Below are 22,674 nucleotides of genomic sequence, written 5' to 3'. Positions count from 1 at the left end.
ATTTTGTTTATGTTGGGAGTTTTACTGCCAACAAAGAGCGATCTTTATTCTCAACAATATACTGAGTACGAGGTAAAAGCGGGATATATTTATAATTTCGTTAAATTTATTACGTGGCCAGAATCGTGTTTTTCAAGTAGTACATCACCGTATGTAATAGGAGTTTACGGTATGGATATGTTTGGAGATATTATCAAGCGTACCATAAGAAACAACACAGTAAATAATAGAGCTTTTGTTGTAAAATATTATAATAAACCTTCTCAGATACAGCAATGTCATATTTTATTTGTTGGGAGAATAACTAGAGGTGAGATGATTGAATTGATAAGAGCGGTCAGAAACAAACCAATATTAACAATTGGAGATGGTTTAGATGGATTTTGTCAAATTGGAGGTATAATAAACTTTACTCCACAATATTCCCGAAACCGATTTGAAATAAACAATACAACGGCAAAAAACAATGAAATAATCATTAGTTCCAAGCTGTTGTCTTTAGCTAAGATAGTTGCTATCAATGAAGTGGAGTTTTAATAATATATCTATAAAAATAAAAGTTGTAGGAGTAATTATTATTATTACTCTAATAGCCTTGGTTTTGGCAGGAGGTATATTTTTTGCCTATGACCGAAAACAGTTTGAACATAAAACATTAAATAACTTACAAATGATGGCGGGTATTATCGGCAACAATAGTACTGCCGCACTTATGTTTAAAGATGTTGCTGCTGCGCATGAAATACTTTTTTCTTTGTCCGCAAACCCAAATATTAGGAGTGCAAGCATATGTTTAGCTTCTGGAGATACTTTAGCTAAATATACCGACAATATTACAAATTATGAAAAACCTCTATTTTTATCTGAGCAAGATAGTTCTGTATTATTAGAAACAGGTTTTTATGTTTGGCGGAATGTCTATTTAGGAGATGAGAAAATTGGCAAGGTCTCTATTTTTGCCGATCTTGAGGAGTATAATGAGCGTATATCGAGTTTTGTTAATATAATTGCTATTATTTTACTTACATCACTGGCAATAGCATTTTTATTAGCAATTAAACTTCAAGAGATTATAACAAAGCCTGTTATGAAACTTGCAAAAGTTATGGAAGAGGTTTCCGAAAAACGCGACTTCTCTATAAGGGCACAAGATGATAGAAATGATGAAATAGGTTACCTTAACAAAGGTTTTAATACAATGTTATCGCAAATAGAGGAGCAGAATGTTGCTCTACTATATGCAAAAGAACAAGCGGAGCGTTCGGTTAAAGCAAAAGAGCGTTTTCTAGCCAATATGAGCCACGAAATAAGAACACCCATGAACGGAATACTTGGCATGGGAAGTTTGTTGTCAGAGACGCAGATGTCACAGGTTCAGCGCGGATATCTTGATAATATTATGGTATCGGCAGAGTCATTACTTGTAATTATTAATGATATTTTAGATTTCTCAAAAATTGAAGCGGGTAAGCTTGAATTTGAAAAGAAACCGTTTGATTTGTCAGCTGTTATTGAAAAGAATATATCACAGCAAATTGTAAAAGCTAATGAAAAAAGTTTACAGCTGAAATATAAAATACCTGATAATATTCCAACATTAATTGGCGATGAGCTTCGCCTGTCGCAAATACTTACCAACCTGATAAGCAACGCAATAAAATTTACGGAAAAAGGTTATGTTAATCTTGTAGTCAGGGTAATAGACAGAGTAGAAGATGCAATCTCTCTGCAATTTAGCGTTATCGACACAGGAATTGGAATAAACAAAGAGAAATTAGATGATATATTCCAATCATTTAGCCAAGAATCGAGTAGCACAACAAGAAAGTATGGCGGAACAGGCTTAGGTCTCACGATTTCAAAGCAGTTGGTAGAGTTGCAGGGCGGACAGATGACCGTAAAAAGCCGTAAAGGCTTAGGCTCGGAATTTTCGTTTACCATAACGTACGGAATAACGTACACACCAGTTGATAAAGCATCTGATGTGGTTGAAATAGAGAAGATTGATACTGTAAATCCTATAAGAAGTAAAGTTAAAATTCTATTAGTAGAAGATAATCGTATCAATAGATTGCTTGCAGTTTCCATTTTGCAAAACAGCGGATTTCAGGTTGATTATGCAGAATCGGGCGTTGAGGCAATCGAAAAGTTAGAAAAAAATCATTACCACCTCATTTTGATGGACTTGCATATGCCAGAAATGGATGGATATTCTACGACATGCCATATCAGAAACGAAATGAGTTCGCCAGTAAACACCATCCCGATTATTGCAGTAACAGCAGCTGCAATTAAAGGCGAAAAGGAGAGATGTTTGAGCGAAGGAATGGATGACTACATTTCCAAGCCATATAAGCCAGATGAATTGATATCGAAAATAGACTTTTTAATAGATAAACATTACCCTGACCTATTAAATTACGATCATCTCGACTTTGGCTATTTAAGAGAGGCTACTGGAAATGATAATAACTTGATATGCGATTTTATAGATACTTTCTTAGAGCAAATACCTGAGTATCGCGAAAAGCTCGAAATAGGCTTAGACCAAAACGATTGGAAAAATGTTGCATTGGTTTCGCACAGTTTAAAATCATCATTTGCAATGATGGGAAACCACAATTTGAGATTGGTTATGAAGCAGATTGAAATGTTATCTAAAGAATCTCCAAATGAAGCCGAAATAAGACCTTTATTTAATATTTTTGTCGAATCAATTGGTGATATGATTTCTGAATTAAAGTCCTATAAAAAAAGTGTTTAGACAAATGTTCATATTGAATGTTTTTAAGCATTTATGATATTTTTCTAAACTCTCTTTAACTTTTTAAAATCAATGAAAAACAAAATTAACCTTTTTGCAAGCGTTATAATTATTATAGTTTTTGTTTCGTGTCAAACATCAAAAACATTCTTGGTTGTTAATTATAATGTTGAAAATCTGTTCGATACAATTCAAAGTTCTGGATTAGATGTGGACTTTACTCCACAAGGTAAAAAACAGTACGATACTGAAAAATATAACAACAAGCTACTAAATCTATCAAAAGTGATAGCTTCAATTGATTCGGAGAGATTGCCCGATATTGTTGGGTTGATAGAAGTTGAAAATAGGACGGTTGTTGAAGATTTAGCCAAGCAAGAACTATTAATTAAAAATCAATATGGTATTTCTCACTTCGACAGTCCCGACCCTCGTGGAATTGATGTGGCAATGCTATATAGTAACAGATTTAAACTGATGGAAGAGAGACCTTTACCTGTATATACTGATACGCTAAAGAGATACCGAACACGTGATATTTTGTATGTAAAAGGTCTTGTGGCGAAAGACACTTTGTATCTGTTTGTTAATCATTGGAAAAGCCGCGTGGGTGGAGCAGAAAAAACTGAACGCACAAGAATTATTGCTGCAGAAACTTTGCGCTATTATGTAGATTCGCTTTTAGCAAGAAATTCAAAGTCACAACTTATTATTATGGGCGATTTCAACGACACTCCGGGCGATACAGCTGTTTATCATGTGTTAGGAGCCAAAACAATAGACGCGAATGTGGAACTAATAAACATAATGTATCCGTTGTACGAAGAGAACAAGGGAACATATTTCTTTAGAAGCGAGTTTAGTATGCTTGATAATATCGTGATATCTAAATCATTGGTAAATAAAAAGAGAGGATTACGAACTGACGGAAAAGGCTTTATTTTCTCGCCCGAATGGATTTGCTACGAAACAAAAAAGGGAGAACTTGCCCCTTCAAGAACATATAGCGGAGAAAAATATTATAACGGCTACAGCGATCACTTTCCGATATACTTTTATCTAAAGAGATGAAATTCAAGGTTGTATCTGACTATAGCCCAGCGGGCGATCAACCGGAAGCCATTCAGCAGTTAGCTCAAAATATAATTGATGGAAATAGGTTTCAGACTCTTCTTGGTGTTACTGGATCGGGAAAAACATTTACAATAGCAAATGTTATCGAAAAAGTGCAACTTCCAACTTTGGTGCTTAGCCACAACAAGACTTTGGCTGCACAACTGTACGCAGAGTTTAAAGAGTTTTTCCCCGAAAATCAAGTTGAATATTTTGTCTCTTATTACGATTATTACCAGCCAGAAGCCTATCTGCCTGTTAGTGACACATATATTGAAAAAGACCTAAGTATAAACGACGAAATTGAGAAATTAAGACTTAGGGCAACATCAGCTCTGTTAAGCGGACGCAACGATGTTATTGTAGTTAGCTCTGTGTCATGTCTTTATGGTATTGGTAACCCCGATGATTTCTACGAGAACACAATAACCATTAAAAAAGGTCAAACAATTGCGCAAAACTTGTTTTTACGAAAATTGGTTGAGTCGCTTTATAGCCGTGACGAAAACATATTTGCTCGTGGGAAGTTTCGTGTTCGTGGCGATACAGTAGAAATATGGGTGGCGTATGGAGAATTTGCGATAAGAGTATCATTTTGGGGAGACGAGATTGATGATATTGCAACCTTTAATCCAATAGACGGAACCACAATCGAAAAACGCTCGGAATTGACAATATTCCCCGCAAATATTTTTGTAACCACGAAAGATAGAATTGATAGAGCTATAAGGCTGATTGAAAAGGACTTGGATATACGTGTTGAGTATTTTAAGAAACAATCAAAACATCTTGAAGCAAAAAGACTTCAAGATAGAGTTACTTTCGACTTAGAAATGATACGCGAACTAGGATACTGCTCAGGCATAGAGAATTACTCTCGATATTTCGATGGCAGGAGCGAAGGTTCCAGACCTTTCTGTCTGTTGGACTATTTCCCGAAAAACTTTTTAACTGTTATTGATGAGTCGCATGTTACCTTGCCTCAGATTAGGGCAATGCATGGTGGCGACAACAGTCGTAAGACAACATTGGTTGAATATGGATTTAGGCTACCAGCCGCGATCGATAACAGACCTTTAAAATTTGAGGAGTTCGAGTCGCTTACCAATAACGTAATATATGTCAGTGCCACACCAGCTGAATATGAATTAGAACGCTCAGAAGGCGTTGTAGTTGAGCAAGTTGTGAGACCGACAGGCTTGTTAGACCCAGTTATTGAGGTTAGACCAGCACTAAATCAGGTTGACGATTTGTTAAAAGAGATTAGGCTTTGTGTTGATAAAAAAGAGAGAGTTTTAGTTACTACACTTACCAAAAGAATGGCTGAGGAGCTACATAAATATCTCGAAAAGTTAAATGTTAACTCAAAATATATTCACTCAGAGGTAGAAACGCTCGACCGTGTTGAAATTCTAATGCAACTCCGTGAAGGTACAATTGATGTCTTGGTAGGAGTAAACCTTCTGCGAGAAGGGCTTGATTTACCCGAAGTGAGCTTGGTTGCAATATTAGATGCAGATAAAGAAGGATTTTTACGTTCAGAACGCTCTTTAACACAGACAGCAGGAAGAGCAGCTAGAAATTTAAACGGTAAAGTTATAATGTACGCCGACAAAATAACCAACTCAATGCAGCTCACTATTGATGAGACCAATCGCCGAAGGTCAAAACAGATAGAGTTTAATAAAAAGCACAATATCACTCCCAAACAGATTGTAAAAAAACAGTCGGAGGTATTGACAGAAATATTGCCAGCTAACAAACCAAAAGTGTATAAGCCACACGATACCGAATCTAAATCAGTTGCCGAAGAGATTTTTAAATATATGTCTCAAAAAGATTTAGAGTCACTAATGAAAGCAGCCAAGAAAAATATGGAGCAAGCAGCAAAAGATTTAGATTTTTTGAATGCAGCGCGCTATCGCGATGAGATGTTGAGTATTGAGAAATTAATCGAGAAGAGAGATAAGAAATAGTCTTGTTTAATACATAAATTGATATGGCCTTAATTTGAAACTAATTTACTTTGTTTGGTTTTTAATAAAAAGTATTGTACTTTTGTTGTGCGGTGGGTGTACCTTTTTAGGAGCCTGCCGTTCCTTTTTTGTTAAATATGCGGTAATAGTTTTAAAACCTTTTCACATAAAACATTTTGTCATCAGACGGACCGTAAAACTCTTTAATAACAGCTTCTAACATATATCCGCATGCAATATAAAATGCTCGAGTATCGTAATATAACTCCCTTCCGCTGGTTTCGGCAATTAGTAATTTCCCACTGTTTTTTACCACTTCAGACTCAACAAAATTTAAAATTTTTTTACCAATACCGCACCCTTTAAGCGATTTACCAGTTACTATCCAATATAAATCCCAAGAATGGAATGAGCCTGGAACTTTGCCGTATGTTGCAAATCCAACAGTTTTATTGTCAACTTCGGCAATTACCCATAAATACCCACATATTGGGTTGTTATATGTTTCATTTGCAATTTCTTCAACAATTTCAACCTCTTCATCGTAAAAGTATTCACTTAGCTTAGTTATTTCTGGTAATGTGATAAGATCTTCTTTATTGATATTTGTGCGTAGTTTTATATTGCTGATATCCATGTTGTTACAATGACTTACGTTAGTTTTAGTTATTCAAATCATTAATTATCCGTTCAATAGCCTCTGTTTCTGTAATTCCACTCTCTTTTAATGCAGCCACAAAGCCACTGTCGGGGCTTATGCAGGGGTTTGCGTTAATCTCAAGAACATAAGGGTTTTCGTGCTCGTCTAAGCGAATGTCAACACGAGCATAACCCTTAAGTTTAAACAGTTTCCAACAGTCTGTACAAACTTTATTTAGCTTATCATGAAGGGTTTGGCCAATAGAAGGGAACTCTCTAACCGTGTTTTTGTATTCAAAACTCTCTTCCGCCCACTTTGCTGAGTATCCAACAATTTTCGGTTTATCGCCAGAATAATTTTTAAAAACAATTTCAGCAGGTTTTAGCACTTGTGGCTCTTTAGACAACTGTGCTAATATGCTGATATTGAACTCTCTCCCGTCAATATATTGTTCCACAAAAAAGTATCTGAAATCAATATCTATTATTCTATCAATCAGTTCTTTGCCATACACAACGCAATCCTCGTCAAGAAACAGCGAGCCATCTTCCCAGATAGGCTTTATTATATATCTTTTATTTATATCTATTGCGTTGATATTCTGAGGTGAAATTGTCTGAGGCGTAAGAATACTGCTATGTTCTAACAGAATTTTTGTTACAGGCTTATTGGTCGTCAAAAATATCGCTTCATAAGATGAGCCTGAATATGGAATTTTTAGGACATCAACTAATGCAGGTCCAAAAGTGATTAACTCTCCGTGATTGTCAATACTTTCAGCAAGATTAAAAACAGCATCGTAATCTCCGTCAATAAGTTCATTTTTAGTGCTTTGCATATCCAAAGTTATCTGTATATGCTTAACTGTGTGTCCAAGTTTTATAAGATTATTTTCAACTAACTCAACCTGATCTAAAACATCACTCTCATCATCGGCGGCATTTTCGCTGACTTTGTTATATAAAATTGCTATTTTCATTTTTGTGTGTTGCGATTTTTGACTGATTTTCCGATAGTAGAATAGTAATCAAACAACACATGTTTATTATTTACAACTCTTTCCGAAGCCGATGCTATTATTAGCCTGATTAGTTCTGTATAGTCAAGTCCATTCATTCTTGATAGTATTGGCAAATCGCTGTGTATGGGATTAATTCCTGCTAATGGATTGATTTCTAAAAATGTTGGAACTCCAACTTTATTAAGTTTAATATCAACTCGTCCAGCATCGCGGCAGTTTAGTAGTCGGTAGGTTTTTAAAGCAAGCTCGTGTAAGGCTTTTGAGAGAGGACCCGAACATGGTTTGTATATAACCCTGTTTTCATAATCGTTTTTAGTTTCAAGGTTGTAAATCTTGTTACTTTTTGGATCTGTGAAAATAATTTCGATATTACCGATAACTTTGGCGTTTTTCCCTGTACCCACAATACCAACAGTAAATTCCCTACCAGGTAAGTATTCCTCAATCAGCACTCTCTGACCATATATTGTAAGCAATTTTTCAACGTCAGCTTTTAGTTCACGAAAATTATTCACGATAGGCGCTTCATCGATGCCCTTACCGCTGCCCTCTGCAACAGGTTTAACAAATAACGGATAATTGAAATTAGGCTTCTTCAACTCATCCATAGAATCGATTACCCAGAAAGCTCCCGTGCTAATACCTTGATCTCTTAAAAATCTTTTTGTTGCAGATTTTTCAAGTGTAAGTGCCATCGTTAATGAATCGGAGAAGGTAAATGGAATTTCGAACGCTTCCAATAGAGCAGGAATTTGTGCTTCACGTCCGCGACCAAACATGCCCTCTGCGATGTTAAATACTAAATCCCAGCGCTTCCTTTTTGCTAATGCTATTGTAAGTTCATGAATATTGCCAATGCGTTCGGTTTTGTGTCCCAATAAGTTTAGTGTGTTTTCAATGGCTGAAATTGTCTCCTCTGAATCAAATTCAGCAACCTGGTCCGGCAGGTAACCTTGTGACAGGTATAATGACTTTAAGTCGTAAGTTAATCCAATAAACATTTGCATAGATGAGTTTAAAGTTATTTTATTGTAGTTTTACTATTTAAACACTCTTGTTTTGTAAACTCTTTTTACGACAATCGTAAATGCAAATGATTATGTACCAGATATATGTGGTAAGAGTGTTAAACGATAAAAATACAATACAAATGTATGATTTAATATTATATATAACAATCAAATTTTGTTTTATTAAGAAAAAATCAAATTAATTTTTTTAGCCTCAATCGACGATTTTTATCTACCTTTGCAAAACAGCGTAAATGCCTATTTTTGTGGAATTTTATTAAGTAACTATTTTCAATTTTGGGTTTAAAAATTAAAGACAAAAACTATATAATTATCTCTGTATTAGGTATAATTATATTTTCGTTATTTTTAGGTCAGGTTAATCTGTTTGACTGGGACGAAATTAATTTTGCAGAGTCAGCCAGAGAGATGTTGGTAACAGGCGACTTTCTGACAGTCCAAATTAATTTCGAGCCGTTTTGGGAAAAACCTCCGCTCTTTATATGGATGCAGGCACTATCAATGTGGATATTTGGTGTAAATGAATTTGCAGCACGTTTCCCAAATGCAATATGCGGTGTTGTTACACTATTAGTCCTTTACAGAATGGGTAAAGAGATGAAAAACAAAACTTTTGGGATTATTTGGGTCTTAAGTTATGCATGCTCGTTTCTGCCATTTTTCTATTTCAAATCAGGAATAATTGACCCGTGGTTCAATCTGTTTATTTTCCTGGGTATATATCATGCAACGAAATACGCAGATAAGGATTATACGGGAAGAAGAACACGTCAGGCAATCCTGTCGGGTCTGTTTATTGGTTTAGGTACTCTTACAAAAGGTCCTGTCGCAATTTTAATCTTTGCTTTGGTTGGGGCTATATTGTTGATTATTAGGAAATTTGAAATTAAATTCAAAATTAAAGATATATTACTCTTCATAGGTGTTTTAGCTTTTACAGGTGGCTTTTGGTTTATCCTACAGATATTAACAGGAAACTATCATGTAATGGCTGATTTTATAGAGTATCAAATCAGACTTTTTAAAACGCAGGATGCCGGACATGGAGGCTTTTTATTATACCATTTTGTGGTAGTCTTTTTGGGTGTTTTCCCTGCCTCTATTTTTGCTTTGTTGGGATTACGTAAGCCAAAATCAATAACAGATTACGAGAAACATATTCGTCAAGTAATGATAATTCTATTGTTTACGGTTTTGATTCTATTTACCATAGTAAAAACCAAGATATTACACTACTCATCGCTTGCTTATTTTCCTGTCACATATCTTGCAACATGGAGCATTTATGAAATTGTTAATAAAAAGCACCGGGTAAAATGGTGGACAAATGTTTTGATTATCCTTGTTGCCCTGATTTTTGCAATACCAATGTTTCTTATATCTGTTTTTGATAATATTAAGCCTTGGTTATTGGTTAAGGGCAGAATAAAAGATGTCTTTGCAGTTGCCAACTTGCAAGCAGATGTTAATTGGACGGGATTTGAATTTATTATCGGTTTAGTATTGTTGATAGGGGTGCTATATTATTTATTAACGATTAAAATAAATATTAAACGTGGTTTGTTAGCTATTGCTATATCCTCATTTTTATATATCAATCTTACGCTTATATTCGTGATTACCAAAGTTGAAGGATATACACAACGAGCAGCAATTGATTTCTATAAATCAATGCAAGATGCTGATGTATATGTCGAAACGCTTGGATTTAAAAGCTATGCACACTATTTTTACACGTTAAAACCTAAAAGTGAAAGCTTAGAAAGTAGTAATAAAGATTGGCTGATAAATGGGCATGTTGATAAAGATGTATATTTTGTGTCGAAAAATGATAGGGTGGAAAATTATTTAAACAAATATCCAAATTTAAAAGTGATAGGTGAGAAAAACGGATTTGTATTTATCACCAGAAAAGATGTTTTAAAAACCGATTATGATAAAGAATAAAGTAATTACTGTTGTTTTACCAGCTTATAACGCAGAGCAAACACTCGAAAGAACATATAACGAAATTCCATTTGATATTGTCGATAATGTCGTATTGGTCGATGATTGCAGTAAAGATAATACGATTGAAGTAGCCAACAAAATAGGGATTAAACACATTATTAAACACGAAAAAAACAGAGGATACGGCGGAAATCAAAAAACCTGTTACAATAAGGCATTAGAACTAAATTCAGATATTGTAATAATGCTTCACCCTGATTATCAGTACGATCCTGCATTAATTCATTCAATGGCATATTTGATAGCTAATGATGCTTACCCGGTTGTTTTTGGTTCTCGAATATTGGGTGGAGGAGCATTACGTGGAGGCATGCCAATATATAAATATATAGCTAACAGAATGTTAACCCTGTTTCAAAATATAATGCTAAATCAAAAACTTTCAGAATATCATACAGGTTACAGAGCTTTTTCGGCTAATGTTTTACAGTCAATAGATTATGAAAAGCTGTCAGATGACTTTATTTTCGACAACCAAATGATAGCACAAGTTTTCAATGCAGGGTTTGAAATAGCTGAAATAACTTGCCCTACAAAATACTTTAAGGAAGCCTCATCAATTAATCTTAGTCGTAGTATAAAATATGGGTTGGGAGTAATTGGAGTTTCTTTCAAATACTTTTTTCATAAAACAGGAATTAAAAAGTGCTCCTATTTGAAGAAAAAGTGATATGGAAAGTTATAACGCTCCGCTCAGCTAACCGTATTCGTAATTCGTAATTGTTCATTGTTAATTGATATCTGGCAAAGTTTATATAAAACCCTCGTCCCAACGTTCGCATCCCAATCGTTATCCTTGCCGGGGGCTACTTCGCACAAATCGAATCCAACAATAGTTTTACCACTGCGGTGTAAAACATGCAGTAGGTGTATAACTTTGTTGAAATCCAATCCGCCGGGAACGGGAGTTCCTGTGTTTGGGCATAGGTCGGGCGTAAGTCCGTCAATATCGAAACTGATATAGACCTTTTCGGGCAGTTGTTCAACAATCTCTAAACACTGTTGGTTCCATGTTTTTCCGTTGTATTCAGCCTCTTTCAAATGGTAGTCTGAAAAAACAGAAATTCTTTTATCAGTTTCAGATAGGAGAACCTCTGGTGCAGAGACATCACGAATAGCAACCTGTACGAGTTTAGATATATTCTTATGTTTCAATACGTTAAACATAATTGAGGCGTGAGAAAATTCAAACCCCTCGTAACTATCTCTTAAATCGGCGTGAGCGTCAATATGTAGTATTCCAAAGCTATCGTGTTTTTCGCAAAGAGCTTCAATCAAACCTAACGGAACACTGTGGTCGCCACCTACAATTCCAATATGTTTATTGTCGGATAAGTGAGCGGAGCAAATATCTTTTATTGAGCGGTTTAGCTTTGCGCATTGAGCGTTTATATGCTTCTGATTATTAATTAGTTTTTCGTCTAAAGGCTCTCCAAGTTCCAATTTTTGGATTATCTCTTCTGCAAGCTTTCTAAGTTCAGAGTTTTGCTTTTTTATTTCATTGCTAATTGGCAGTGAAGCAATTGATGTTTCCCAAGCATTTTTAATCTCGTAATCGAAGAAATCTAACTGTACAGATGCTTCAATTATTGACTCTGGACCGAGTGATGTCCCATGTCTGTATGAGACAGTAACGTCCCACGGAACGCTTATTAGCAGGACATCGCAAGAATCAGGATTATTGGGGAAACCGAAATAGTTTCCATTTTTTATTCCTGTATCGTGTGGGTTAAATGAGTTTTTATTCACGAAATAATAGTTAACAGTTTAATAATCAGCTTTCAAATATACAACTATTTGGCAATATTTTTATATAAAAATTAAGGGTTCGTGATTAATTGATATACCGTCTTTTCCCTTAATAAACGGATACCTAACATCTGCCAAAAACAACCCCTTAGCCTCAACAGATTCCCCCGCTTCGCATCTATCGCGCTTATTTATAATTGAATAGAACTCGTCCAAACTGATTTTCTTCTCTCCAACGTCAAACAGTGTCCCTACAATCGCCCTGACCATATTCCTTAAAAAGCGGTCGGCGGTAATTCTAAAAAAGTATTGCGAGCTGTTTATTTGATGCCATTGCGCTTCGGTAACCTTACAGATAGTGGTTTTATTATCACTTCCCGTTTTACAAAAACTGCTAAAATCTGAGACCTGTAGCAGATACATTGCAGCCTCGTTCATCAAATCAAAATCGGTTGGCTGATAGCGATAGCTCATAAATTTCTCGGTAAACGGATTTTTTTGCGTATCAATGTAGTAGTGATAAGTTCTCGAAATCGCATCGTATCGGGCGTGCGCATTGCTATCGACACTAAAAATATCATAAACAACAATATCGTTTGGCAACATTTTGTTTAGTCTGTAAACCATATTTTCACAATCCTCGATTTTTTCAACAGTGTCGAAATGAGCGTAATACACCAATGCGTGTACACCCGTGTCCGTTCTGCCGGCGCCCACAATATCGGTTTCAGAGCGTAACAGTTTCGATATCCGTTCACTAAGAACCTCCTGTACAGTCACTGCATCTAGCTGTTTTTGCCACCCGAAATAGTTAGTTCCGCAGAAAGCAATTTTTATAAAATATCGCATTTCAGTTAAAATTCAGTTAAAGTTTACACTCAAATCAAACCAAACATCAATAAAGGACGTTACCTTTGTAGATGTTTCTTAAAATGCAAATTTAAACTTAACTTTTATAAATATGAATTCGACAGTTGATATTCGTGAACTAAATGAGCGTATAAAATTAGAGAGCGCATTTACTGAGCTTATTATTCTGGAAATGAATAAGGTAATCGTAGGGCAAAAAAAATTAGTTGAGAGCCTTTTAATAGGCTTGTTGTCCGATGGACATATTTTACTCGAAGGCGTGCCCGGATTAGCAAAAACATTGGCAATTAGCACATTAGCTCAAACGGTTGATGCCGGTTTTAACCGCATTCAATTTACTCCCGACCTTTTGCCTGCAGACGTTATCGGCACAATGATTTACAGTCAAAAGAAAGAGACCTTTGAAGTAAAAAAAGGACCTGTTTTTACAAATTTCGTTTTGGCTGATGAGATTAACCGTGCGCCTGCTAAAGTTCAGAGTGCTTTGCTCGAAGCAATGCAGGAAAAGCAAGTAACAATCGGCGATACAACGCATAAGCTTCCAAATCCTTTTTTGGTATTGGCAACGCAAAACCCAATTGAGCAAGAGGGAACATATCCACTACCTGAAGCGCAAATGGACCGTTTTATGCTCAAAGCGGTTGTTGATTATCCTGCCATAGAAGAAGAGAAGCTGATAATGCGACAAAACTTATTAAAAGAGTATCCAAAAGCCAACAAAGTTGTTACAGCTGACGAGATTGTTAAAGCTCGTGAAGTTGTAAAAGAGGTCTATTTAGACGAAAAAATAGAGAAATATATTGTTGATATTGTGTTTGCTACACGATTTCCAGATCAATATAAACTGCCCGAGTTAAAAGAGATGATATTTTATGGAGGCTCTCCTCGTGCAAGTATCAGTATGGCTCGCGCGGCAAAGGCTTATGCTTTTATCAAACGCCGTGGATATGTTATACCTGAGGATATCAGAAGCGTGTGCCACGATGTTTTAAGACACAGAATAGGTGTTACATATCAAGCTGAAGCAGAGAATATTACCTCTGAGGATATTATTGATCAAGTGCTAAATACAATTGAGGTGCCATAGTGGTTAATTTCAGTTTTTAGTTAAGAAAAATTACGAACATTTAAATTAAGTACTTTGCAAACAAGTGATTTATTAAAAAAAGTCCGTAAGATTGAGATTAAAACCAGAGGTCTTACTCGACAGGTTTTTGCCGGTAGATATCATTCCGCATTTAAAGGTAGGGGAATGACATTTAGCGAGGTTCGCGAATATCAATACGGCGACCCGATTCGGGATATAGACTGGAACGTCACGGCTCGTTTCAATCACCCGTATGTAAAGGTTTTTGAAGAGGAACGAGAGTTAACCGTAATGTTGATTGTAGATTTAAGCGGCTCGCGCAACTTCGGTTCCGACAGTATAATGAAGCGTGATTTGATGACCGAACTCGCAGCTGTGCTATCGTTCTCGGCAATTCAAAATAACGATAAAGTTGGAGTTATTTTCTTTACAAATAAGATAGAAAAATTTATTCCACCTAAAAAAGGACGTACACATATATTGCGGATTATCACCGAGTTACTAACTTTTGAACCCGAAGAACAAGGAACCGATATTAACAATGCATTGGAGTTTTTCACGGGAGCAATAAAAAAGCGTTGCACAGCCTTTCTTATATCCGATTTTATTGATACAGGCTACGAACGTTCCATGATGATAGCCAACAACAAGCACGATTTAGTTGCTCTAAGAATTAGTGATCCGCTTGAAGACGCTTTGCCAAATGTAGGATTGATTAGAATGTTGGACGCCGAAACTAACAAAGAGTTTTGGGTTGATACTTCAAGAACCAAAAACCGCGAGCTATATCAACAATGGAAAGAGAAATTGAGTCAATATTTTTCCAAGTCAATTACTCGAAGTGGTGTTGACTCTGTTGATATACGAACAGACGAGGATTATGTAATACCTTTAATGAAAATGTTTAAAATGCGTTCGATGTAATAGTCTATACCATAGACTATTATAAATAACTAAATAGTTGAATATGAGAATTATATCAAAGATATTTTTACTACTATTAATATCAATGTTTGTGGTAAAAAGTCATGCGCAAACAAGTCTGCGTATGCCACAGGCAAAAGCAGATTTAGATACTACACTGCTTCTTATTGGCGACCATGTTACACTGCAAATTGATGTTGAAAATTATGACTCTGCTTTTGTTCAATTTCCTGTTTACACTGATACAATCATCAAGAACGTTGAAATTCTTAAAGATTTACCATTTGACACAATTGATGATAACGGCCGTTCAATAATCAGAAAACGTTATGTATTAACATCGTTCGATAGCGGATATTATTATATTAACCCAATTGCAGTGATGCTGCGCTATAAATCTAATGTAGTTGACACAATTTATACTAATCCACTCTTTTTTGGGGTACAAACAATCCAAATTGATAGCGCAGAAACAAGAGTAGCTGATATAAAATTGCCGTTAGATACTCCGCTGACCATCAAGGAGTTCTTTCATGAGTATATGCCTTATTTGATAATAATAGTTATAGCTTTAATTATTGTCTTTTTGGTTCTTTGGCTATTGAAAAACCGTAAGAGAAAAGTAGTTGAAATAGTTGAGGAGATTCCCAAGGAGGAGGCTCACGTTTATGCGTTGCGCGAACTCGATTTGCTCTCCGAGAAGAAATATTGGCAACGAGGGCAGATAAAAGACTACTATTCAAAACTTTCTGAAATTCTGAGACGATACCTTGAACTACGATATGAGATAATGGCTCTTGAAAGCTCCACAACTGATATATCGCAGATACTGAAAGTTAAAAAGGTGATTGAAAAAGAGTTACAAACAAAATTGCTCGAGTTCCTTGAAACAGCCGACTTGGTAAAGTTTGCAAAATTTGAACCGTTGGCTTCTGAGCATATCAAATATTTAGAGCAAGCCTACGATTTTGTTTTAAAAACCAAAATAGAGGTTGTTCCAGAACAAGAGGGGGTTAACTCTCAAAATGATGAGAGTGGTAAATCAAATTAACGAACTGAATTATAAGATTTTAACAATAATATAATGTTCAATTATACATTCGCAAATCCGGAATATTTTTATTTATTCTTTCTTCTGTTGCCACTTATTGCGTGGTACATTTTAAAGGAGAAAAAGCAGTATGCTTCTTATCAAACCAGTAGTTTAGAGGCATTTAAGGCTGGTGCAAACCGATGGCGCATATATCTGCGTCACGTGCTGTTTCTTCTTAGAATATTGGCACTTTCGTTGCTTATTGTAGTAATGGCGCGTCCGCAATCATCGCGTGCATGGGAAACTCAGACAACTGAGGGGATAGATATTATAATCGCTTTAGATATTTCAGGCAGTATGCTAGCCCGCGATTTCAAGCCCGATAGGTTAGAGGTAGCAAAAGAGACTGCCCAACGATTTATCAGCGGACGTCCAAACGATAGAATAGGCTTGGTAATATATGCCGGCGAGAGCTTTACCCAATGCCCACTGACAACCGACCATGCCGTTCTTATCAATTTAATTTCAGATATCAAGGCAGGAATTATCGCTGATGGAACCGCAATAGGTTCAGGATTAGGAACATCCGTCAGTCGTTTGCGCGATAGCGATGCTAAGAGTAAGGTCATTATCCTGCTGACAGACGGAGTTAACAATTCTGGTTCGGTTGACCCAATTACAGCCGCCGAGATAGCTAAAACGTTCGGTATCAGGACATATACTGTTGGCATAGGTTCAATGGGCGAGGCACCTTATCCTGTGCAAACGCCGTTTGGTATTCAATATCAAAATATGAAAACCGAAATTGACGAAGATTTGTTGCGACAAATATCTGATTTGACTGATGGTCAATACTTTAGAGCAACAAATAAACAGACATTAACCAAAATTTACGAGCAGATTGACCAATTGGAAAAAACTAAAATCGAAGTAAAAGAGTATAGCAAAAAACAAGAGGCATACCTTATGTTTGCAGTTGGAGCACTTGGATTGATTTTGATCGAGTTTCTCTTAAGAAACACTATTTTTAAAACTATTCCTTAAAAAGTAACATTATGTTTGAGTTTGGAAACCCGCAATATTTGAAACTTCTTTGGCTTATCCCCATAGCGATAGCGGCCTTTATTGCATGGCGATATATCATTAACCAAAGAATTAAAAAACTTGGCAAGGCAAGCATAGTTGAACAACTCATGCCAAAACGTTCAACATTACGACCTGTATATAAGTTTATTGTTTGGTCATTGGCTGTGATATCATTGGTTTTTTTGGTATCAAGACCCAGATATGGCGTAAGAACAGAAGAAGTTAAGCGACAAGGCTTGGAGCTAGTGATAGCTTTAGACATATCAAACAGTATGTTAGCTGAAGATATTAAACCAAACAGGCTTACTGCGGCTAAACGTGCTATAAATCAGCTTATTGGGCAATTAGAAAACGACCGCATTAGCTTGATAGTCTTTGCTGGCGACGCATTTACACAACTTCCCATGACAAGCGATTACGGAGCAGCCAGAATGTTTGTCGATATGGTTGAACCCGAACTAATTAGCAATCAAGGAACTGATATCTCTACTGCGATAAATCGGGCACTTGTATCATTCTCAAACTCAGATGTTAGGAACAAAGCCATAATTATTATTTCCGATGGCGAAGACCACGAAGATAAAGCTATTGAGTTGGCTCAAAGTGCTGTTGAACAAGGAATTAGAATATTTACTTTAGGAATGGGATTGCCTGAGGGTTCTCCAATTCCCATAAAAAACAGACCAAACGACTTTCATCGCGACAGACAAGGAAACACCGTTATTACAAGGCTTAACGAGGGAATGTTGCAACAATTAGCCTCTGCAGGAAATGGCGCATATATCCGTGCAAACAACCAAAGAGTAGGGCTTTCAAATCTATTCGATGAGCTGAATAAAATTGAAAAAGGCGAAGTTGTGGAAAAAGTATTTGCCGAATATGAAGAACAGTTTGTTTTTATCGCAGCACTTAGCTTTATATTATTGATTTTAGAATTGTTAATTGCTGAAAGAAAATCACAATTTTGGCAGAAAATTAATCCACTTAAAATACAAAAAAGATTTTTTAAGCTAACATATAGTAAAAATGAGAAGTAGTAAAATTCTAAATATTGCACTGATATTGTTATTATCAGCAACGCAAGTGGCTTATAGTCAGAAAGAGCGCAAATATATACGATCGGGAAACGACTATTACAAATCGGCAATTGGCGATACAGGTCAGGTTGATACCGTAAAAATGAAAAAAGCAGCCGAAATGTATCGACAAGCAATCGAAAAGGCTCCAACATCGTATGAAGCCAAATATAATCTTGCAAACACCAACTTTAAGCTCAAAGCCTACGATATGGCTGAGCGAGAGTATAAAGCCATACAAAACACAATTGCACACGATACTATCAGTGCGAAAATTTTCCACAATTTGGGAAATTCGCAATTAATGCAAGGAAAAATTAAAGAGAGCATTGAGTCGTATAAGAACGCACTCAGAAGAAACCCAAATGATATAGAGACAAAATATAATTTAGCTTTAGCCCAAAGCAAGTTGAACCAAATGCAAGACCAGCAACAGCAGCAACAAAACGACGAAAATCAGGATAATCAAGACAATCAGCAAGACCAACAGCAACAGCAGGGGCAACAGCAACAAGCAGAAGAACAACAGGCTCAAGAGCAACAGATGCAAGAGGCTGAGGAGAAAGAAGATCAACAAGATGATAAAGAAAAATACTCGAAAGAAGACGCAGCACGTATTCTTGAAGCATTGCAAAATGAAGAACAGAATGTTCAAGAAAGATTGAACCGACAAAAGAAATCGAAATCACGTCCTAAATCGACAAGAGATTGGTAGAGTTAGTGATTTATTGTAATTTTGTATCTATAAAACTTACTATTTAACTGATTATTTTGAGAAGAATGTCAATCAATAAACTTTATAAAATCACGATATCGCTAACGTTTTTGGCAGTTTGCTGTTGCACAGCCACGTTGCAGGCGCAGACCGAAATTCAGGCAAGTGCCCCCCGCGTAGTGCAGACAGGCGAACGTTTCCAGTTGACATACACCGTTAACGAGCGCACTGATGCACCCGAATTTACGTTGCCAGATGCTTTTCGGCTACTTTCGGGACCCGGCGTGTCACGCAGTCAACAAATGCAACTTATTAATGGTAAAATGAGCTCATCATTTTCCATTACTTACACATATGTCCTCGAGGCTGTAACTGAAGGCACACACACAATTGAACCTGCTACCGTGGTTTTTGAGGGTAAAAAAGTGCAGTCGCGAGCTGTCACAATCGAGGTTGTAAAAGGGGCGGCGCAACAACAGCAACCAGCCCAACGACAAGGACAACAGTCAAGTAGAAGCGAAAAATTGGCAAGCAACGAAGACGATTTCTTTGTTCGCGTACATGTTGATAGAAAAAGTGTTTATCAGGGCGAGGCTATCGTGGCAACCCTGAAACTCTATACAACCCTGAATTTAAGCGGATTTGAGAAAGTTGAGTTCCCCAAGTTTACAGGCTTTTTTAAGGAGGATATCGAAACGGTTACGCAAATACAACTGCAACGCGAAAATATCAATGGCAGGATATATCAGGCGGGCTTAGTAGCCAAGTATCAGCTAATGCCACAGAAGAGCGGAACCATTGAAATCGACCCATTTACCATTGAAGCCATTGTTACGGAAAGAGTTCGGACAAATGATCCTTTTGAATCGTTTTTCGGTGGAAATGTCCGCCGTTTCAAGGTTGCTAACAGTAGCCCAGTTGTAAGAGTTGATGTTAAACCTTTGCCGGAGCCACGTCCATCCGACTTTACAGGAGGCGTGGGACAAATGCGACTTGATGCCTCAGTCAGTAGAAATGAGCTTAAAACCAATGACGCTCTAAATCTGAAAGTTAAACTGACAGGCACCGGAAATATTAAGTTTGTCGATAATCCACAAATTACCTTCCCCACTGATTTTGAGGTCTATGACCCCAAAAAAGATGTCAACGTTAAGACAACATCGCAGGGGTCAACGGGAGTCATTCTGTGGGATTATGTTATAATTCCGCGTCATGCAGGGACTTACACAATTCCAGCTTTCAGCTGCTCATATTTCGACACATCGTCCAAATCGTACAAAAAACTGTCGGCAGGACCGTTTGAGATAACCGTAGAGCAAGGGGCGCAAGATGCCTCTCAAAGTATAGTAACAGGTCCAGCACGGCGAGATGTGCGCGATATAGGTTCAGATATCAGATTTATACAGACAGGCGACTTGGATTTAAAATACAAAGGCTCGTACTTCTTCGCCACGCCACTCTTTTGGACAATCTATCTGTTACCTCTATTGTTGTTTGTTATATTTCTGATTTTAAAGCGAAAACAGGCTCAGGATAGGTCTGATATAGTAAAAGTTAGAAACAAGAGAGCTGCGAAATTATCGCGTAATAGATTAAAATCAGCTAAAAAACTTGTACGCGACAACAAAGATGCGCAAGTCTATGATGAGGTTCTGAGAGCCTTGTGGCAGTACTTGGGCGATAAATTAGCGATAGACCAGTCGCGTCTAAACCGCGAACGTGTGTTTGAGGAGATGAGAGAAAGAGAAGTAAGCGAAGAGCTAATCTCTAAAGTGGCTGAACTTGCAGATTTGTGTGAAATGGCACGATATGCACCAACAGCTGTTAAAACAAAATCAGCGGAAGTATATTCGCAGGCAGTTGATTTGCTTGTTCAGCTTGAGAGAGCAATTAAGTAAACCTGTTTTTGCAATAGATTACAAATATCAACAAGACCAATATCGAATAGTTAAGATAATTAAAATGAGAAAATTAGCTTTTATAATAACATCTATATTGTTTAGCTTTCAACTATCAGCACAGTCTAATATGCAGCCATATTTAGACTCGGCTCGGATTGCATATACAAACAACGATTTTGCCAGCTCGGCGCGCCTCTATATGCGTATAGTTGAGCATGGTTACGAATCGTCACAGATATATTACAACTTGGGCAACTGCTATTACAAACAGATGCAAATTCCAAACGCAATACTTTGGTATCAACGCGCCCTAAAGCTCGACCCTTCTTTCGATGACGCGCGATACAATTTAAGCATGGCGCAAGAACTCATTGTTGACAAAATAGATATAATTGAACCGCCGTTTTACAAACGTTGGTATAAATCGCTGTTTACAGCGATGTCGCCAAATGCGTGGGCTTATTTAACTGCAGGATTGTTTGTACTGTTTATAGTTTCAATGTTTTTTATATTCAGCTCTTTAAACGACAAATTAAAAAGAGTGTCAGTTCCAGTGGCTTTTTTAGCATTGATATTCAGCATATTATCTTTTGTGGTAGCAAACTCGGCGCACAAGTTTGCCATAAACAGAACATTAGGGGTAATTATGACACCATCTGTAACCATTCAAAGTACGCCTCACGCCGAGGGCACAAAACTATTTACCATTCACGAGGGCTTGACTGTAAATATCACGACATATGTTGAGGGGTGGTATGAAATTCGTCTCGAAGATGGTCGCGTTGGGTGGATACAGAAAAAAGATATTGAAGAAATTTAATAGCAATTAGCAATGTGCAATGAAACAATGAACAATGAACAATTGGAACACAGATGTAACAGATTTATATAGATTTTTATCTGTGAAAAACCCGTTTAATCTGTGTCATTTGTGTTCTAATAACTTTAAAATTTCCAAATAGATGTCAATAAACTACATATTTTCGGGTTACGGTCACGCAGTAGGCGATTACGCTGTTACAAACAATGATTTGTACAGAGCAGCTCAGAACGGTCAGTTAAAGGGATTTAACGAAGATTTGATTTTGCAAAGCAAAAACTATCTTGAGTATAAAAAGAGCAATCCCAATGTAAGTCCGTTCGATTATTTTGTAGGACATAAAATGGGCTTTTACAAGCGACACCACGTTGCACCGTGGCCTCCCACAAAGGAAAATCATGCAGAGGCACCAACAACACTCGATTTGCTTGTCAGTGCCGTTGATATGGCAATAAAAGATGCACAAATCGACCCCGAACAGATTGACGGTTGGATTGTCAGCACTGTCTCTTATCACGAGCATGCCCCGGGAATCGCTGCAACACTAAAGTGCTACTTTGTTGGAGCGGAAAATCAATCTCCGGTGATGTCATTAACAAGTGGTTGTGCGGGTTTCAACACAGGAGTAAAACGGGCGATAGAACACTTTAAGGCTAACCCACGCATTAACCACATTCTTTTGGCACATACCGAAGCGATGTCGCACTTTTTAATAAACAACAACGACTTTGTTTCACACTCAACCTTTGGCGATGCCGCCGCCGCGATTATTGTCAGTCGCAGCAAAGACTTTAACTCCGAAGGCATTATCGTTGAAAAAACTTACCACGATATATTAATGGTTGATTCTGTTGGTGT

20 protein-coding genes are annotated in these 22,674 nt (G+C 36.9%); 15 read left to right on the top strand and 5 right to left on the bottom strand.

The features are described from left to right. The first annotated feature begins 9 nt into the window (after positions 1–9). From GX311_03300 to uvrB, 4 genes are all read left to right on the top strand, one after another. Positions 10–537: a YfiR family protein gene (locus GX311_03300; protein ID NLK15403.1), complete on the top strand. Its 528-nt coding sequence runs from the start codon at positions 10–12 to the stop codon at positions 535–537. Then, entirely contained in the window at positions 521–2,764 is a 2,244-nt protein-coding gene (locus tag GX311_03295; GenBank protein NLK15402.1) for a response regulator, read from the top strand. Before GX311_03300 ends, GX311_03295 begins: the two co-directional genes overlap by 17 nt. A gap of 72 nt (positions 2,765–2,836) precedes the next feature. Continuing rightward, complete coding sequence (locus GX311_03290) at positions 2,837–3,835, top strand: hypothetical protein (protein ID NLK15401.1); 999 nt, start codon at positions 2,837–2,839, stop codon at positions 3,833–3,835. Further along, a complete protein-coding gene (gene uvrB / locus GX311_03285; protein ID NLK15400.1) occupies positions 3,832–5,853 on the top strand; it encodes an excinuclease ABC subunit UvrB in 2,022 nt (673 codons plus the stop codon). Before GX311_03290 ends, uvrB begins: the two co-directional genes overlap by 4 nt. Positions 5,854–6,004: 151 nt before the next feature. Here uvrB and GX311_03280 read toward each other — a convergent pair whose 3' ends face one another. The 3 genes from GX311_03280 to GX311_03270 are packed head-to-tail and all read right to left on the bottom strand — an operon-like array spanning position 6,005 to position 8,515. After that, positions 6,005–6,490, bottom strand: coding sequence for a GNAT family N-acetyltransferase (locus tag GX311_03280; protein ID NLK15399.1), 486 nt, complete (start codon positions 6,488–6,490; stop codon positions 6,005–6,007). A 25-nt stretch (positions 6,491–6,515) separates the two neighbouring features. Continuing rightward, positions 6,516–7,472, bottom strand: coding sequence for an ATP-grasp domain-containing protein (locus GX311_03275; protein ID NLK15398.1), 957 nt, complete (start codon positions 7,470–7,472; stop codon positions 6,516–6,518). Continuing rightward, positions 7,469–8,515 carry an ATP-grasp domain-containing protein gene (locus GX311_03270; GenBank protein NLK15397.1) on the bottom strand — a complete coding sequence of 349 codons (1,047 nt, stop codon included), beginning with the start codon at positions 8,513–8,515 and terminating at the stop codon, positions 7,469–7,471. Before GX311_03270 ends, GX311_03275 begins: the two co-directional genes overlap by 4 nt. Positions 8,516–8,821: 306 nt before the next feature. On the opposite strand from GX311_03270, the gene GX311_03265 reads away from it, so the two are divergent. Both GX311_03265 and GX311_03260 read left to right on the top strand, forming a co-directional pair. After that, complete coding sequence (locus GX311_03265) at positions 8,822–10,492, top strand: glycosyltransferase family 39 protein (protein ID NLK15396.1); 1,671 nt, start codon at positions 8,822–8,824, stop codon at positions 10,490–10,492. Continuing rightward, positions 10,479–11,225, top strand: a complete 747-nt coding sequence (locus tag GX311_03260) for a glycosyltransferase family 2 protein (GenBank protein ID NLK15395.1) — start codon at positions 10,479–10,481, stop codon at positions 11,223–11,225. Before GX311_03265 ends, GX311_03260 begins: the two co-directional genes overlap by 14 nt. A gap of 23 nt (positions 11,226–11,248) precedes the next feature. Here GX311_03260 and GX311_03255 read toward each other — a convergent pair whose 3' ends face one another. Both GX311_03255 and truA read right to left on the bottom strand, forming a co-directional pair. Next, positions 11,249–12,304: an agmatinase family protein gene (locus tag GX311_03255; GenBank protein NLK15394.1), complete on the bottom strand. Its 1,056-nt coding sequence runs from the start codon at positions 12,302–12,304 to the stop codon at positions 11,249–11,251. A gap of 60 nt (positions 12,305–12,364) precedes the next feature. Further along, positions 12,365–13,153 (bottom strand): tRNA pseudouridine(38-40) synthase TruA, encoded by a 789-nt coding sequence (gene truA, locus GX311_03250; protein NLK15393.1) that lies wholly within the window; start codon positions 13,151–13,153, stop codon positions 12,365–12,367. 112 nt (positions 13,154–13,265) lie between these two features. Here truA and GX311_03245 point away from each other — a divergent pair, with 112 nt between their 5' ends. The 9 genes from GX311_03245 to GX311_03205 form a co-directional block, all read left to right on the top strand. Beyond that, on the top strand, positions 13,266–14,261 hold the full coding sequence (locus GX311_03245; GenBank protein NLK15392.1) for an AAA domain-containing protein: 996 nt from the start codon (positions 13,266–13,268) through the stop codon (positions 14,259–14,261). Between the two features lie 54 nt (positions 14,262–14,315). Further along, positions 14,316–15,185 (top strand): DUF58 domain-containing protein, encoded by an 870-nt coding sequence (locus GX311_03240; GenBank protein ID NLK15391.1) that lies wholly within the window; start codon positions 14,316–14,318, stop codon positions 15,183–15,185. A gap of 43 nt (positions 15,186–15,228) precedes the next feature. Further along, positions 15,229–16,236 (top strand): hypothetical protein, encoded by a 1,008-nt coding sequence (locus GX311_03235; protein ID NLK15390.1) that lies wholly within the window; start codon positions 15,229–15,231, stop codon positions 16,234–16,236. Between the two features lie 33 nt (positions 16,237–16,269). Next, positions 16,270–17,262, top strand: a complete 993-nt coding sequence (locus tag GX311_03230) for a VWA domain-containing protein (GenBank protein ID NLK15389.1) — start codon at positions 16,270–16,272, stop codon at positions 17,260–17,262. An 11-nt stretch (positions 17,263–17,273) separates the two neighbouring features. Continuing rightward, a complete protein-coding gene (locus tag GX311_03225; protein NLK15388.1) occupies positions 17,274–18,341 on the top strand; it encodes a VWA domain-containing protein in 1,068 nt (355 codons plus the stop codon). Then, complete coding sequence (locus GX311_03220; protein NLK15387.1) at positions 18,331–19,095, top strand: tetratricopeptide repeat protein; 765 nt, start codon at positions 18,331–18,333, stop codon at positions 19,093–19,095. The genes GX311_03225 and GX311_03220 overlap by 11 nt, the downstream gene beginning before the upstream one ends. A gap of 65 nt (positions 19,096–19,160) precedes the next feature. Further along, a complete protein-coding gene (locus GX311_03215; protein ID NLK15386.1) occupies positions 19,161–20,993 on the top strand; it encodes a protein BatD in 1,833 nt (610 codons plus the stop codon). Positions 20,994–21,057: 64 nt separating this feature from the next. Beyond that, positions 21,058–21,816, top strand: coding sequence for a tetratricopeptide repeat protein (locus tag GX311_03210; GenBank protein ID NLK15385.1), 759 nt, complete (start codon positions 21,058–21,060; stop codon positions 21,814–21,816). Positions 21,817–21,958: 142 nt separating this feature from the next. Further along, positions 21,959–22,674, top strand: a 716-nt coding sequence (locus tag GX311_03205; protein NLK15384.1) for a hypothetical protein, incomplete at its 3' end; no start/stop codon positions are given.

The sequence above is a fragment of the Bacteroidales bacterium genome (genome assembly GCA_012519055.1).
Lineage (GTDB): Bacteria > Bacteroidota > Bacteroidia > Bacteroidales > Salinivirgaceae > JAAYQU01.
The sequence above is the reverse complement of the archived record's forward strand: the minus strand, read 5'-3'. Positions and strand labels throughout refer to the sequence as shown.